The sequence below is a fragment of the Streptomyces sp. NPDC059169 genome (genome assembly GCF_042755225.1).
Lineage (GTDB): Bacteria > Actinomycetota > Actinomycetes > Streptomycetales > Streptomycetaceae > Streptomyces.
Window position 1 is genome coordinate 67,687 of record NZ_JBHZCF010000016.1, and the last position, 13,338, is coordinate 81,024.

The window sequence follows — 13,338 nt, forward strand, 5'->3', positions numbered from 1 at the left end:
GGTGCGACCTGCGGGTCGTGCGAATGACGTCGGGCCGTACGGTTGACGTCCAGCCGCCGACGACGGGTGCGTGGGGCGGGGTGGTGGCCACCGGAGCACGACCTCGGGACCGCCGGGCCCCGCGACTGCGCCCTCCCGGTCCGGGACACCGGCCGGGCGTTCCGCCACGGCAGCCCTCAGGAGCCGGCGGGCTCCTGGTAGCGAGCGGTCGGCAGGACCGGCTCCAGGCTCCGCCAGCGGCCGATCTCGCACCCGTTGCCGCGCTGGAACGTGGCGTCGACGTTGCGACCCCGCCAGATGCCCGTGATGCGCGCGGTGGCCGGGCCGCCGTACTGCATCGTGCAGATCGAACGCTCGTCGATCGGCGTGAAGGGGTCCTTCCCCTCCTTGGCGAACTGCGCCAGCTTGTCGCAGGCGGCCGGTGCCTCGGGGTGAGTGCCGCCGGCGGGCGCGCACGTCAGCTCGAAGGTGCCGTCGGCCCGGGGGTTCCCGGTGTGCGACGTGGTGATGGTCAGCCGGTCACCGACATCGGACCTCTCCAGCAGGGGCAGCGGCAGCGGGACGGGGGCGGCCGCGACCGCGGCCGGGACGGCGGTGAGCGCGGCGACGGACGCGGTGGCGGTCGCGGCGACGGCGAAGATCAGGCGGCGCAGCATGCGTACTCCAGGATTGCGAAGGATCGGGGTGCGACACCCCGGCATCTCTAACGCTCCCGACGGCCGTGCGTTGCGCAATCACTGCTGGGCCAACCGGGTACGGGTGGTGCGGCGGCCCCCGGAGCGCCCACGACGACGGCGCGCGGGCCGGGGTGGGACGGGTGATCCGGGGCGGCTCGGACGCGGCGCCGAAGGGAAGCGAGCACGCCCGGTCGGCTCTTTGCCCTGGGGCAGGCGTGCCTAGTACCGTGGGGATCGATTGGTGGCGAGCCGCTCGGCTGTGTCATCATCTGCAACGCACCATCCGCGCCCGCGCGGGTGTGCTGGAGGCGTCGCCTAGTCCGGTCTATGGCGCCGCACTGCTAATGCGGTTTGGGTCTTAAAGCCCATCGAGGGTTCAAATCCCTCCGCCTCCGCAGAACACCGAAGCCCCGGCCCCACGGTCGGGGCTTCGGCCGTTCGCGTGCGGCTTGGGCCGCGGGCCCTGCGTCGCGGTCGGGGCCGCTGGCGCCCCGGTGGCTCGCCCGCCCTCGCCGGCTCGCCGTGCGGAAGTTCCGGCCCCGCCGGCTGCGCTGACGGCGACCTTCTCCTGCACCTGACTCCGGTCCCGGTCGCCGCGCGCGCCCCGTTCGCCGGTACGGGGGTCCCGTTCGGCTTCCCCGGCCCCTCCCTGGGCGCCATCAGGCCCACCCGGTAACCGGACTTCGTCCGACCCGGACCGCCGTTGGGGGCATTTGCCCAGCTCAGGAAGTGTTTGGTTAACGGATTTCGCGTGACGGCGCAGGTCATGTAATGTTGTTCCCGCAACGCCGACCGGGGAGAAAAGCCCCGGAACGCCAAGCACTCGTAGCTTAACGGATAGAGCATCTGACTACGGATCAGAAGGTTGCAGGTTCGAATCCTGCCGAGTGCACACAGGTCGAAGCCCCCTCGGGATCATCCCGGAGGGGGCTTTGTCGTGCCGTACAGCAGCGAAGTACAGCAACCGCGCTGATCGTCGTCAGCCGGTACCGCCCATCGCGTCGGACAGCTTGCCGATAGCGGCGCGTACCTCTTCCTCGCTCGCCTCGGCGTAGACCTCCATCGTCATGGCGATCTGGGAGTGCCGGAGGATGCGCTGAGCCACCTTCGGATGGACCTTGAGAGCGACCAGGAGCGAGCTGCACGTGTGCCGGGTGTTCCGGAGCGGGATCACACGCAGCCCGGCACGGCGGGCACGCAGCGCGAACATGCGAGTGAGGTTCCCTGGCTCGATCGGGGTGCCGTACTTCGTGGTGAAGATCAGGTCATGGCTGTCCTGCCAAAGATCCCCGGCGGCCTGGCGGTCGCCGAGCTGTTGGGCGCGGCGCATGCGTAAGGCCTTGAGACAGAGTGCAGGCAGCGGCAGGAAGTCGTCCGAGTCCTCCGTTTTCGTCTCACGGTGGAGGATCTGGCGCCCGGCGCGCTGAATCTGGTGATCCACGTACAGCTCGCCGGTCTCGAAGTCGACGGACTTCCACGTCAGGCCGAGGACCTCCCCGCGGCGCAGCCCGAGGCAGAGCACGAGCACCCAGGCCGCGAAGAGGTGGTCATCCCGAGCGGCAGCGTCCGCGAGGAATCGGCCCGCCTCAGCAACGGACCACGGCTTGATCCGGCGACGACGAGGCTTCGGCACCTTCACCAGGGAGGCGACGTTCTTGCTGATCTCCTCCTCGGTCACGGCGTGGGCCAGGGCGGCCCGCAGGGCATCGCGGGAACCCTGGATCACCCGGCGGGACGGGTACGACTCGCAGCAGTCGCCGACCGCGCAGCACTTCCGCCGGCTGGGCTCCCGCTTCGCGTCCTTGCCCTGGGCACAGCACTGGCAGATGGTCGCCAGCTTGGTCAGCCACTCCCGCACATCCCGGACCGTCAGCTTGTCCATTCGCTTCGCACCCAAGTGCGGGGCGATGTAGAGCCGCACGTACCCCTCGTACGAGACGTACGACAGCGGGGCCAGATTGGGCTTCACGATGGAGCCGAGCCAGTACGCGAGGAACGCGGCGACCGTGCGGTGCCGGGTGGCCACCGGCCCCTTCTTCGCTTCCGCATGGAGGTTCAGCCACTTCTCGTGGACCTCCTCACGGGTCTTGCCGTAGGCGTACTTGCGAGCCCGCTTCCCGTCAGGCTTGGTCACCCAGACGTAGGCCGCGTAGCCGTTCTTGTAGGGGTAGATCGAGCCTTCGCCGTTGCCCCGCTTGCCGCTCATGCTGTCAGTCCTTCCTCGGCTTCACGGGCCCGGCGCTCTACGTACTCGTCGACCCAGCGAGGAAGGATGCGGCGGCTGCGGCCCTCCTTCAGGGAACGGATCTCTCCGGTGAGGACGAGCATCTTGGTCTTGGACAGGCCGAAGCCGAGCATTTCGGCGACCTCCGCAGTGGTGTGCCACTTCCGCTCGATCACGGTGGTGGTCATGCTGTGACTCCTTCCAGGGCGAGTTGGTCTTGCAGGGCTTCGCGGGCGGTTTGGCGGTTGGTTTGGATGTCGCGGGCGATGGTGGCGGCGAGGGCGGATTCGCCGGGGGTGTGGCCGTGTCCGGCGTATTGCCAGTCGGCGAGGATGAGGACGGTGTCCGGGTCGCGGTCGTCGAGGCCGAGGGTTTGGCGTTCTTGTGCGGCGCGGTAGTCGGCGCGGGTCTGGCGGAGGGCGCCGAGGGTGGTGGAGTAGCGGCGGGATTTGGAGGAGAAGTGGCCGCGGAAGCCGAGCATGTGGGCCCAGGCCCATAGGCGGCGGTCGGGGTACTGCTCGTCCAGATCTCGGCACGCGGTGATCAGGCGTTGGGCGTGGTCGGGGACGTGGTGGCGGTCGAGTTCGGAGAGTTCGCCGATGCGGCGGTCGAGGGTGCCGGTGTTCTCTGCTGCTTTGGTGGCGTATTTGGCGACGTAGGAGGCGACGGCTTGTTCGGTGATGTCGGAGCCGTCGCCGAAGGCGCGGATGGGTCGGATGTCGAGCTGTCGGCCCCAGCGGAAGGTCCGGGCGGGTTGGTTGTCGGCGGCCGGGACAGTGGTTGAGGTGTAGGAGTGCGTGGTGGCGGCGCGGATTGCGTCGGTGAGTAGCTGGACGGTGGCCCAGCTTGGGGGTGGGGTGTCGGGGCCGTCGGGTCCGTCGAGGCGGATCACTGCGTGGAAGTGGATGGCGCCGCGTTTTTGGAATTCGGCGACTTTGCCGTAGGAGAGGCGGCAGCGGTCGGCGAGTTCACGTTGGGTGAGTCCGGCGCGGGCGGCGATCTCGCGGCGGAGGCGGGTGGTGAAGCGTTGCCAGAGTTGTCCGGCGTGGTTGTTGAACAGGACGGTTGCGGCGTAGTCGTAGGTGTCGGGGTTGAGGGCGGTGCCCAGGGCGGGGTCGTCGTCGGTGTGGTGGGTGCCGCAGCGGCAGGCCCCGCGGTCGGGGCGGTTGTGGACGGGGCCGAAGGAGGGGGCGGTGAGGGTGGCGAAGACGCGGGGGTGGTTGCGGACGGCGGTGGGGATGTCTTTGGACTCCTCTCCGGCGAGTCCGGCGCGGATGAGGTGGTAGGTGTCGCCTGCGTAGGTCCAGGCGCAGGCGGGGCAGCGGGAGGCGCGGCGGTTGCCGCAGGCGATCCGTAACCGTCCGCCGGGTTCGGACTCGGTGCTGTAGTGGTGCAGGGTCTCGCCCGAGACGCGGTCTTTGGTGAGGGTCCAGCCACGCAGGTGGATGGGGTCGGCGCAGCCGCCGGTGCGGTGGATTTGGTCTTGCCAGCGGTCGAAGCCGGGGGACCCGGCCACCCGCAGTAGATCGCCGAGGGTGGTCGGGTCCAGGCCCGCCAGGGTGGCGGAGTTGGTCACTTGCTGTTGCCTTTCCGGTGGTGGGCGGGGCCGTGGTTGGTGGTGTAGTCGTCGACCAGGGCACGGACCTTGCTGTCGCCGCGGGCGGTGTCGGACTCGCCGCAGGTGCCGCAGGTGTAGGCGGCGGTGGGGCGAGAGGCGGTGGTGTTCCACCAGCGGCCTGGGTCGTCGTGGCGGCGGTAGACGGGCTCTGCGGAGATGTGCAGGCCGGGGGTCTTCTCGTCGGGGGTCAGGTCGCCCATCCCGGTCACCGTCCGATCCGGATCAGGGAGACGGCCTGGGGGGTGTGTCCGGTGCCCTTGCAGGTGGGGCAGGCGACACGGAGGGTGGCGCGGGTGCCGTCGTGGTGGCGGATACCGGTGGTGATGGCGGCGGTGGCGAAGCCGTCGCAGTCGCGGCAGACGGGGGTGTTGGGGGCGTGCTGAGGCATGATGGGGCTTCCCTTTCGGGTCCGTTGGATCTGGAAGGTGGGAAGGCGCCCGGAGCGGCGGAAGTTTGGCGACCGAGGCCGCTCCGGGGGCCGGTCAGCGGCGCTTGCCCTGTGTGGTGAGCAGCGAGCGGAGCACGAGGGAACAGACCGCCACGGAGGCTGCGGTGATAGCGACCGCGAGCAGGAGCGAGACGAGGACCGCGCCGACGACCAGGAGCACGGCGGTACCCGCGCCGACGAGGGCGAGCGCATTACCAGGGGTGAGCTGGATCGTGGGCCGGGCCGGAACCACGGGTGCCGGGGCCGCCTGGGCCGGTGCGGGGGTGTGCTGGATGACGGCGGTCGGTTCGATGGCGGGCGGGGTGACGATGCCGGTCGGTGTCGGCATGGTGGGGATCTTCGGGCGGAGCATTGGATGGTTCTCCCTTCTGGGGTGGGTTACTTGCTGATGGCGGTGTTGATGACGGGTGCCAGGAGGCTGTCGGCGAGGAGGTAGCCGCCGAGGAGGAGCACGGCGATGAGCCACCAGGGCGGGCGGATGAGCTTGATGCCGAGGGCGCCGACGACGATCAGGGCGAGCCAGAGCGGTACGTCCATGGCGGGTGGTCTCCTGGTTAGTTGGTGATGCGGCAGCGGTGGGTGCGGGCGGCGAGTTGGGCGGCCGAGGGGCTGGAGTAGTCGGCGGACCAGCCGCAGCGGTCGGCGGTGCACACGGCGGCGTGCTTGGTGCGGCCGTGGCGGTCGCGGTGGGTGCCGATCTGTACGGGGCCGATCCGCATGACGGAGTGGAAGTGGTCGCGGGTGGGCATGTCAGTCGCTCTCCGTTCGGGCGGTGGTGGGGTTGGGGTAGGTGGCGCGGATTCCGGCGGCGGTGGCCGGGTCGGTGGTGAGCTGGGCGGCTTCCTCGGCGAGCAGGTGGGCGAGGTAGGGCCGGTCAGCGGCGGTCATCTCGCGGGCAGCGTCGAGGTATGCGGCGGCGGTCAGATCGGCCGGATCACGGGTCACGGGGCTTCTCCGTTCGAGGTCAGGTGAGTTGGGCGGCGATGGCATCGGCCATCGGGGCAGGGACGCCGAGGCGGGCGCGCAGGGTGTCGGTGTCGATCGGCTGTCCGGTGCGGGCGTGGTGGTCGTCGGCGACCTTGCGGGCGTGGTCGACCAGCGCGGCCGGGACCGGCGGAGCCGGGACGCGAGCGGGCTCGGGTGCTGCGGGCAGGGCCGGGGTGGGCTCTGGCTCGGCGACGGGAACCGGCTCGGGCGCGGGTTCCGGTTCGGCCGGCACAACCTCGACCGGTTCGGGCCCCGATTCGGGGGTGGGCGCGTGGTCAGCGTTGGCTGGTGTGTGGGCGAGGAGGGTGCCGCCGAGGAAGGCGAGTGCGGGCCATCCGGCGATGCCGAACCGCAGCCACGCGGGCGGGTGGGCGAGGTCGAGGAATCCGGCGGTGGCGACGTTGGCGCCGAGTGAGGCGGCCAGGGCGATCAGGAACCAGCACCAGGCCAGCTGCGACGGGCCGTCGTTGCGCAGCCGACGCCAGGCGGCGACCAGGAGCAGGTCGACACTGATCGGGTAGGCCCATGCCTTCCAGCCGGTCTGCCCGGCAGCGGCGGCAAGGTCGTGCAGGTGGGCGAAGGACAGCGCCCCGGCGATCACGGCTTGGACCAGGACAGCGTCCATGCGCAGGGTGCGGGTCATGTCGTTCACCTCCTTCGTGGTGTCAGCCGGTCGCGGTGCCGGTGCCCAGGCAGGTCAGGCACAGAGCGCCCTGCCGGTCGTGGGTCTCGCGGGCTTTGCGGGCGGTGCCGACGCGTACGGTCTCGGTGATCTCGCCCGTGCCTTTGCAGTCCGGGCACTTCTTCGGCCGGTGCTTGCGAGTGGCCATGAGCGTTCCTTCCGGTTTCAGGCATGACGGGGGTAGGGACCTGGCGCGAAGACGGTCACGCCGACCAGGAGAGCGGGGGTGGATCAGATGGAGGCGGGTTCCACGGAAGGAGCGGGGATCTTGATCAGCGAGGCCGTGGGCGGGAGTTCGGGCCGGAAGTCGGCCAGGCCGGGCAGGTCCGGAGTCAGACCGGCGTGCCGGTTGCAGGCGTTGACGGCTTGGCGCATGGTCGTGTGCGGGGTGCGGATCCGTGCCCAGCCGCCCGTTGAATCGCCGGTGACAGCGAGACCGGGAGCATCGGTCGGGATGGAGATCGCGGCCAGGACGGCATCGGGGGCGATGTCACCAAAGGCCATGGCGGCGGAGGTTTCGTCGTTGACGCGGTGCGCGGTGCGGCCGGTGAGTTGGGCGCGGAGCATGGTGATGCCCTTGCCGAGTTCGGAGCCGAAGCGCTGCCCGCAGATCTCCAGGTAGATCCCCGCAGCGCGGCCCAGCTGAGCCAGGCGGGCGAGCGCGGTGATGATCCGGTCCCGGCGCTTCTCCTCATCCTTCGTGGCGAACAGGGCGAGTTCGGCGACCTCGTCCACGAGCAGGACGATGGGGGTCGGGCGCAGGGTCTCGGGTAGGTCCCAGATGTCGGCGGCGATCTCGGCATCGGGCACGTCGGCGGTGATGCGCTGTTCGGCGCGGATCAGTTGGTAGACGTCCTCCATGTGTGTGACGAGGGCGTCGAGGAGTTCGGCGGCGGTGTCGGGGTTGTCGGCGAGGGCGGAGAATCGGCGGGCCAGCGGGAAGAGTTCAACGCCCTGCTTGCAGTCGATGCCGACCAGCGCGACGTGCTGCGCGGCGAGTTCGGCGACGAGGTTGCGTTGGTAGACGGACTTGCCGGACTTCGTGGCCCCGAGGGTGAGCGCGTGGGGGACGGTGCGGTAGTCGCGGTAGTGCACGGCCCCGTCCTCGCGCAGGGCAACCGGCACCCGCATCGGGCCGGTGTCGACCCTGGCGGGCATCTGCACCCGTTTGAGCACGTTATAGCCGGTCATCCGTAACTCGACCACACCCGAGCGCAGCTCACGCGAGGTGACGCCGTACATGGCGAACGAGTGCCGCAGCCGATCACACGACGCCGATACATCGAAGGCATCCTGACCAGGGCGCAGCCCGAGCCGTAAGACGAGACCGGTCCGGGTGAGCCGCACCCGCAGGATCCGCGGGGCCCGCGATTCGGGAGCGGGACGGTTGGCCATCCGAGCGACAGCGAGCCGCCAGCGCGGCGGCGGAACGGTCAGCCCGCACGCTTCCATGACCGAGCCGTAGCGGACCAGGACCCGCAGCGTCGCGAACGTGACGCCGAAGGCCAGCCAGTACCAGGCCGGGCGCCGCCACCGCAGAACACCCGCAGCAGCGACGACCAGCACCAGTAACACAATCAGCCACGACACCTCAGGCCGCCTTCGACTTCGCGGCGCCCTCGACCAACGACGTGACAGCAACCGCGCGGAACGCGATGCCGTGACGGCGCTGCCCGTTGAACTCGTTCTCCCACGGCCGGGCGATCAGCCCCGTGAGAGCGACCGGGGTACCCATCGCCAGATCACCGGAGATGCCGGTCTCAGGCACGGTCACCGAAAGAATCTCCACCTCACCGTTCGCCGCGAACATCACGTCCACGGTCGACAGCGCGGCACCAGTCTCCGCGTCCATCGCACGCTCACCAGTACGACGGTCCTTCACCTTCGGCTGCGGAGGCTGCGCCACCATCACGGTCGCGGCGGAAGTGTCGACAGGAATCTGACGCATGTGTGCGCTCCTTCGATCAACTTGACGTACTTAGTACGTCGACCGGTAACGAGAGTGCACCTAACACACTTAGTGCGTCAAGTGATTCTCGACTCTTGTCTGTTCTGTGTGCTCCACTTAGTGCGACAACCACTGAGAGGGGCTATGGCCGACTTCACCGGGCGTGCGAGGTACTTGGAGATCGCCGACGACTTCAAGCGGCGGATCCGAGACGGGGAGCTATCCCCGGGGGACAAGCTGCCGTCCGAGACGGAGCTGATGGTTGAGCACGGGGTTTCCCGCACTGTCGCCCGGCAGGCGATCTCTCGTCTTCGTGAGGACGGCTACGCGTACTCCCACCAGGGCAAGGGCAGCTTTGCAACCCTCCCCAGCGAGGACCGTCCCACCAAGCACAGCCCGGAGTTCGAGCAGATCACCGCGTACCTGGCGGAGGTTCGCCGCGACGTACGCCGCCTCGCGGATCGGATGGACCAGCTTGAGCAGCTGGTTCGGAAGCATCCGCAAGACGGTTGACCATCGCATCAGCGCGCCTCGCGAGATCTGCCACCTCCTCTCCAAGTGCCCTGACATCGCGTATCAGTCCCACCACTTCGGCCGGGGTCAGCGCCATCGTGGCCCCTTCGTTGTAGTTCGATCTGACAGTCCCTCGGGTTGTCAACAACGCTAGGACCAGACCGGCGCAGCACCCCGGAAAATCTCTCCGGGGTCGCATTGAGAGACGGGTGGACGCTCTCCCCATGCGAGGAATGACGACGAACCTGACGATCGGCGAACGAGTCGCGTGGTACCGCCGGAGGCGCGGGATGTCCCAAGAAGTGCTGGCCGGACTCGTCGGCCGCACCATCGACTGGTTGAGCAAGGCCGAGAACAACCGGTTGGAGCTGGACAGGCTCTCGGTCATCAAGTCGCTAGCCGACGCCCTGGACGTCACTCTTGGCGACCTGCTCGCCGAGCCGACGCTCATGGACTGGAGTGCCGACAGCGGAACCCAAACCGTGCCGGCACTGCGCACCGCCCTGATGAACTACCGCCAGCTCACTCCCCTGTTAGGAGTCACCACCGAAGGCGAACCGACCCCTCTCAACGAGCTGCGCAGTAACGTCGCCGAAGTCTGGGACGCGTACCAAGACTCCCGGTACGGGTTCGCCACCAGGCGTCTGCCCCTCCTGCTCGCGGACGCTTTCATCTCGACCCAGGCCTACACTGGCCACGAGCGCGAGCAGGCGCACGGACTCATGGCGATGACCTACCAAGGTGCCGCCATGGTGCTGACCAAACTGGGCGAAACTGACCTCGCGTGGATCGCCGCCGACCGAGGCCTGACAGCAGCTCAGCAGTCCGACAACAGCGTCGTGACCGGATCGCTGTTCCGGTCCGTCGCGCACTGCCTCCTGTCGAACGGAAGGTTCGACGCTGCCGTGCAGCTTGTAGGCGACGCTGGGGAGTACCTCCGACCGGGGCTCGCCGAGCCCACTCCTGAGTTCCTGTCCATCTACGGGACTCTGTTCCTGGCAGGATCCATGGCGGCGGCCCGGGCGGAGGACCGTGCTACGACTCAGACGTTCCTCGGAGAAGCCGATCAGGCGGCGCGACGGCTCGGGCAGGACGCCAACCATGTCTGGACCGCCTTCGGGCCGACGAACGTCGCGATTCACCGCGTCGCCACTGCGGCCGAGCTGGGCGACATGCAGGTAGCCGTAGACCTCGGCCCGCAGATCGACACGGCTGCGTTGCCGACAGAGCGGCGCACACGCCACAACCTCGAAGTTGCTCGGGCACTCAGCGCGCACAACCGGATGGACGACGCCCTGGCCAAGATCCTTGAAGCGGAGAGTTGGGCGCCCGAGCAGGTACGGAGCCACTACCTCGCGCGTGAGCTTGTGCTCACCTGGGTCCGGAACCAGCGCGCGCGGCCAAGTCGCACTCTGGCAGGTCTGGCCGACCGGCTGCATGTGGTCTGAGCTGGGTACCCTCGGCTGCATGGCAGCGAATGCACATGAAGCAAAGATGGCGCATCCGCGCATGGCCGCGGGTGCGCTCTTTTTCGATGACGCCGGACGGGTCCTCATGGTGGAGCCGACCTACAAGGACTACTGGGAGATCCCCGGCGGGTACGTCGAGACCGGTGAGTCGCCACTGCGCGCCGCCATCCGCGAAGTTCAGGAAGAGCTAGGGATCACCCCGCCACTCGGGCGCCTGCTGGCCGTCGACTGGGCGCCGAGCGAGGCGGAAGGCGACAAGGTGTTGTACCTCTTCGATGGCGGCCAGCTCACCCCAGAGCAGTTGGCAGGCATCACTCTGCAGCCCGATGAGCTTCGAAGCTACGCATTTCTTGCCCTGGACGAAGTCCCAGATCGCACCATCCCCCGACTGGCCCGCCGAATCTTGGCCGCGGCAGAAGCCCGCGCCAAGGCTGTGCCTGTCTACCTTGAGCACGGTCACAAGCCAGGCAACGAAGCCGCGTGACCGGGACGGAGACGGCTTCTCCGCTGCACGCTTGTGTCACGGTCGCCGTTCAGGCCGCTACCCAGGCTTGCCGGTGGCGGGCAACCCTGTAGATCTCCTCCACCTGATCAGCAGTGAACACCCCGGAGAGCGGGGCCAAGGCGGATACCTCGCGCTCACGGTAAACCCGTACCTTGAGTTGGGTGGCCGCGACCTTCAGGTCGGCTACACCGACGAAGACGAGAACCGGCACTACCGGCACGGGAAAGTCGCAGCACCGTTCGAGCACGCGTTGCACACGTGCGGCCTCTGACCGGCTCTTGCGTACGTGAGGTTCAGGCCGGCCACGGTTGACCTTGACCACATCGTCCCCGACCCATACCGACTTCTCGGGGTAGTGCTTGGTGTTGATGCTGAACACCCCACCGCTCCCGATCAGCAGATGATCAACATCGACATCACGCGGCAATGGTATGGAGTGCAGAACGCGCCAACCCTGCCGCTCAAGTCGACTCAACTCGGAGCCCACGCGCCGCTCACCCGCGATGCCCTTGCGCCACGAGTCGCCATCCACCGGTCGCCGTAGCAACCAGGCGACAGCCCGCTCTAGCAGGCCGGGGTCTGATTCAGCAAGCCGCGGTTCCAGGCTTGCTCCAGGCAAGGTCGCAGCGAGGTCGTCCGCCGGAGTCAACGGGGGGAGACGCACAGGCTCAGAACTCTGCACCGGCTCGGGTGACCGAGCATCATCAACGCCTGGTAAGCGCCCCTCCAGCGTTGCTAAGACTTCCGCACGATAGCCATCGACCAAGATCGTGATAGCGCCTGTCTTGCAGTCAGCCCAGCCAACAGTCGTGCCATCGGGCAAGTTCACATACAAGCGATCATGCCCGAATCGCTTCCAACGAACGACCTTCAACTCAGCCACGAGCCCCCCTCGGGAACTTAGACCACGGTTCCGCCATCGCAGCAGGAGCTAGACAGAGCCACAAGACCGCACCTGCGGTAAGACTTTCTCTACTTCATCAAGGGCTCGCTCCGCTCGCCGCGCGCCCGGCTGGGCGCCGGGCGACGCTCCTGTCTCCGCCCCGCTCCGCCCGGCCGCCGGACGCGCGCGGCGGCTGTTGAGAGACAAACCCGCTGTGGCTGGGGCGGTCGGCTCCACGGCTTTAGGCAGCCACCATAGGGCGAGCCTCGAAGATCGGGGCCCACATCGGGCTACTGCGGGCAGGCGAGGAGCCAGCCCGATTCGCGGCCAGCGTACGGGCCCCGATCTCTCGCCCCATGGCAGCTCCCGCCCAAAGCCGCTGCGCCGACCTAATCCTGAATCAGCAGGTCCGGATGCGTGAACACGAAAATCATGTACGCGACCGCCGCCGCTGTCCCCACCAACGACAACGCCAGGCCGGTCAGGGGCTGAGAAAGACTCGCACTCTGACGCGAGGCAGCACGGTATTCGATGGAGCCGCGGACAAGGCCGGCGAGGCCAAGCGGCAACGCCAGCACCCAGACGAGCATCCAGAACGGGCAGCAGAACCAGAACGCGACGGAAGCCCCGCCGAAAACGACGGCGAGACTCATCCGCCCCGATCTGTCACTTGTCGGGTCATCAGCGTGGGTCACCCGCTGATCAAAGCACCATGAGACGGAAGCTCAGCAGCCGCCCCTAGCCAGCACCGTGCCCCTCACGTGCCCGATCGGTCGGGAGACAACGGGGAACAGCGGTCGCTGGCGGACAACACTCACGAGGACGGCCCCTGACCGAGTTACCTGTTCAGGGGCCGTTCACGTGCGTTAGGTGTGGGATTTGAACCCACGGTGACATCGCTGCCACGACGGTTTTCAAGATCGTGTACTAAGTCTGTGGGGGAGCCGGACGCTCGTAACCAAGGATGTCGTGAAGCCAACGGTCGAGGTACCGGGCCTCTGTCTCTCGGTCGCCCTCGACGGTCAGCCACTCACGGGCGGCAGTGACCATGTGCGACTCGGCTTGATCCGTTTCCGCAGGCCGAAGCTCGACCCAATCGGTCAGCTCGCCCCAGATGAGCGCGAGCGAGTACAGCGCTTCGTCGCTGTTGTCCAGCGGCAACCCGCCACTTACGAGGCCCAAGATCTCCAACGCCAGTTCGTACGGCGAAGTGTTGCTGTCCAGCATGGCCGCCGCACGCGCGCTGACCGCCGCGCGAAAGGCCTCCGAGTCACCCATGGTCCAGAGAGTAGGCGACACGATTGGGAGCGCCGGACCATGCTGCCGACCTGTACAGCAGCGGAGTACAGCAACCCCAGCAACCGTTCACGTCCCGCTATGCCCG

20 protein-coding genes and 2 tRNA genes are annotated in these 13,338 nt (G+C 68.2%); 5 read left to right on the forward strand and 17 right to left on the reverse strand.

The window, feature by feature from the left end:
• Positions 1 to 176 precede the first annotated feature (176 nt).
• The gene (locus ACFXOM_RS26570) at positions 177 to 656 is read right to left on the reverse strand and encodes an SSI family serine proteinase inhibitor (protein ID WP_384940696.1); all 480 of its coding nucleotides are present in this window, start codon (positions 654 to 656) and stop codon (positions 177 to 179) included.
• A 325-nt stretch (positions 657 to 981) separates the two neighbouring features.
• On the opposite strand from ACFXOM_RS26570, the gene ACFXOM_RS26575 reads away from it, so the two are divergent.
• Both ACFXOM_RS26575 and ACFXOM_RS26580 read left to right on the forward strand, forming a co-directional pair.
• Positions 982 to 1,072, forward strand: a tRNA-Ser gene (locus ACFXOM_RS26575).
• Positions 1,073 to 1,496: 424 nt separating this feature from the next.
• A tRNA-Arg gene (locus ACFXOM_RS26580) sits at positions 1,497 to 1,569 on the forward strand.
• An 87-nt stretch (positions 1,570 to 1,656) separates the two neighbouring features.
• Here ACFXOM_RS26580 and xerC read toward each other — a convergent pair.
• The 13 genes from xerC to ACFXOM_RS26645 all read right to left on the reverse strand — a co-directional run bounded on the left by xerC (position 1,657) and on the right by ACFXOM_RS26645 (position 8,584).
• Positions 1,657 to 2,883: a tyrosine recombinase XerC gene (xerC, locus tag ACFXOM_RS26585; RefSeq protein ID WP_384940698.1), complete on the reverse strand. Its 1,227-nt coding sequence runs from the start codon at positions 2,881 to 2,883 to the stop codon at positions 1,657 to 1,659.
• The gene (locus ACFXOM_RS26590; protein ID WP_384940700.1) at positions 2,880 to 3,089 is read right to left on the reverse strand and encodes an excisionase family DNA-binding protein; all 210 of its coding nucleotides are present in this window, start codon (positions 3,087 to 3,089) and stop codon (positions 2,880 to 2,882) included. The genes xerC and ACFXOM_RS26590 overlap by 4 nt, the downstream gene beginning before the upstream one ends.
• A complete protein-coding gene (gene repSA, locus ACFXOM_RS26595; RefSeq protein ID WP_384945722.1) occupies positions 3,086 to 4,477 on the reverse strand; it encodes a replication initiator protein RepSA in 1,392 nt (463 codons plus the stop codon). Before repSA ends, ACFXOM_RS26590 begins: the two co-directional genes overlap by 4 nt.
• Complete coding sequence (locus ACFXOM_RS26600) at positions 4,474 to 4,719, reverse strand: hypothetical protein (protein ID WP_384940704.1); 246 nt, start codon at positions 4,717 to 4,719, stop codon at positions 4,474 to 4,476. The genes repSA and ACFXOM_RS26600 overlap by 4 nt, the downstream gene beginning before the upstream one ends.
• 5 nt (positions 4,720 to 4,724) lie before the next feature.
• Positions 4,725 to 4,907 carry a hypothetical protein gene (locus ACFXOM_RS26605; protein ID WP_385039597.1) on the reverse strand — a complete coding sequence of 61 codons (183 nt, stop codon included), beginning with the start codon at positions 4,905 to 4,907 and terminating at the stop codon, positions 4,725 to 4,727.
• Between the two features lie 94 nt (positions 4,908 to 5,001).
• The gene (locus ACFXOM_RS26610; protein WP_384945719.1) at positions 5,002 to 5,319 is read right to left on the reverse strand and encodes a SpdD-like protein; all 318 of its coding nucleotides are present in this window, start codon (positions 5,317 to 5,319) and stop codon (positions 5,002 to 5,004) included.
• A gap of 26 nt (positions 5,320 to 5,345) precedes the next feature.
• Positions 5,346 to 5,504, reverse strand: coding sequence for a hypothetical protein (locus tag ACFXOM_RS26615; protein WP_384940709.1), 159 nt, complete (start codon positions 5,502 to 5,504; stop codon positions 5,346 to 5,348).
• Positions 5,505 to 5,521: 17 nt separating this feature from the next.
• Positions 5,522 to 5,716: a mobile element transfer protein gene (locus ACFXOM_RS26620; RefSeq protein ID WP_384945717.1), complete on the reverse strand. Its 195-nt coding sequence runs from the start codon at positions 5,714 to 5,716 to the stop codon at positions 5,522 to 5,524.
• 1 nt (position 5,717) lies between these two features.
• A complete protein-coding gene (locus ACFXOM_RS26625; protein ID WP_384945716.1) occupies positions 5,718 to 5,912 on the reverse strand; it encodes a hypothetical protein in 195 nt (64 codons plus the stop codon).
• 19 nt (positions 5,913 to 5,931) lie between these two features.
• On the reverse strand, positions 5,932 to 6,597 hold the full coding sequence (locus ACFXOM_RS26630) for a DUF2637 domain-containing protein (RefSeq protein ID WP_384945713.1): 666 nt from the start codon (positions 6,595 to 6,597) through the stop codon (positions 5,932 to 5,934).
• A 22-nt stretch (positions 6,598 to 6,619) separates the two neighbouring features.
• On the reverse strand, positions 6,620 to 6,784 hold the full coding sequence (locus tag ACFXOM_RS26635; RefSeq protein WP_384945712.1) for a hypothetical protein: 165 nt from the start codon (positions 6,782 to 6,784) through the stop codon (positions 6,620 to 6,622).
• 83 nt (positions 6,785 to 6,867) lie between these two features.
• On the reverse strand, positions 6,868 to 8,226 hold the full coding sequence (locus ACFXOM_RS26640; protein ID WP_384945711.1) for an FtsK/SpoIIIE domain-containing protein: 1,359 nt from the start codon (positions 8,224 to 8,226) through the stop codon (positions 6,868 to 6,870).
• 1 nt (position 8,227) lies between these two features.
• Entirely contained in the window at positions 8,228 to 8,584 is a 357-nt protein-coding gene (locus ACFXOM_RS26645; RefSeq protein ID WP_384945709.1) for a hypothetical protein, read from the reverse strand.
• Between the two features lie 144 nt (positions 8,585 to 8,728).
• Between ACFXOM_RS26645 and ACFXOM_RS26650 the strand changes: the two genes are divergently transcribed.
• The 3 genes from ACFXOM_RS26650 (at position 8,729) to ACFXOM_RS26660 (ending at position 11,050) form a co-directional block, all read left to right on the forward strand.
• Positions 8,729 to 9,097, forward strand: coding sequence for a winged helix-turn-helix domain-containing protein (locus ACFXOM_RS26650; protein WP_384940723.1), 369 nt, complete (start codon positions 8,729 to 8,731; stop codon positions 9,095 to 9,097).
• 233 nt (positions 9,098 to 9,330) lie between these two features.
• Positions 9,331 to 10,545, forward strand: coding sequence for a helix-turn-helix domain-containing protein (locus ACFXOM_RS26655; protein ID WP_385039705.1), 1,215 nt, complete (start codon positions 9,331 to 9,333; stop codon positions 10,543 to 10,545).
• Positions 10,546 to 10,564: 19 nt separating this feature from the next.
• The gene (locus ACFXOM_RS26660; protein ID WP_384940725.1) at positions 10,565 to 11,050 is read left to right on the forward strand and encodes an NUDIX domain-containing protein; all 486 of its coding nucleotides are present in this window, start codon (positions 10,565 to 10,567) and stop codon (positions 11,048 to 11,050) included.
• 49 nt (positions 11,051 to 11,099) lie between these two features.
• On the opposite strand, the gene ACFXOM_RS26665 is transcribed toward ACFXOM_RS26660, so the two are convergent.
• The 3 genes from ACFXOM_RS26665 to ACFXOM_RS26675 form a co-directional block, all read right to left on the reverse strand.
• Positions 11,100 to 11,954 carry a nuclease-related domain-containing protein gene (locus ACFXOM_RS26665; protein ID WP_384945703.1) on the reverse strand — a complete coding sequence of 285 codons (855 nt, stop codon included), beginning with the start codon at positions 11,952 to 11,954 and terminating at the stop codon, positions 11,100 to 11,102.
• 389 nt (positions 11,955 to 12,343) lie between these two features.
• Positions 12,344 to 12,607, reverse strand: a complete 264-nt coding sequence (locus ACFXOM_RS26670) for a hypothetical protein (protein ID WP_384945701.1) — start codon at positions 12,605 to 12,607, stop codon at positions 12,344 to 12,346.
• 274 nt (positions 12,608 to 12,881) lie between these two features.
• Entirely contained in the window at positions 12,882 to 13,232 is a 351-nt protein-coding gene (locus ACFXOM_RS26675; RefSeq protein WP_384940730.1) for a hypothetical protein, read from the reverse strand.
• Between the last annotated feature and the right edge of the window lie 106 nt (positions 13,233 to 13,338).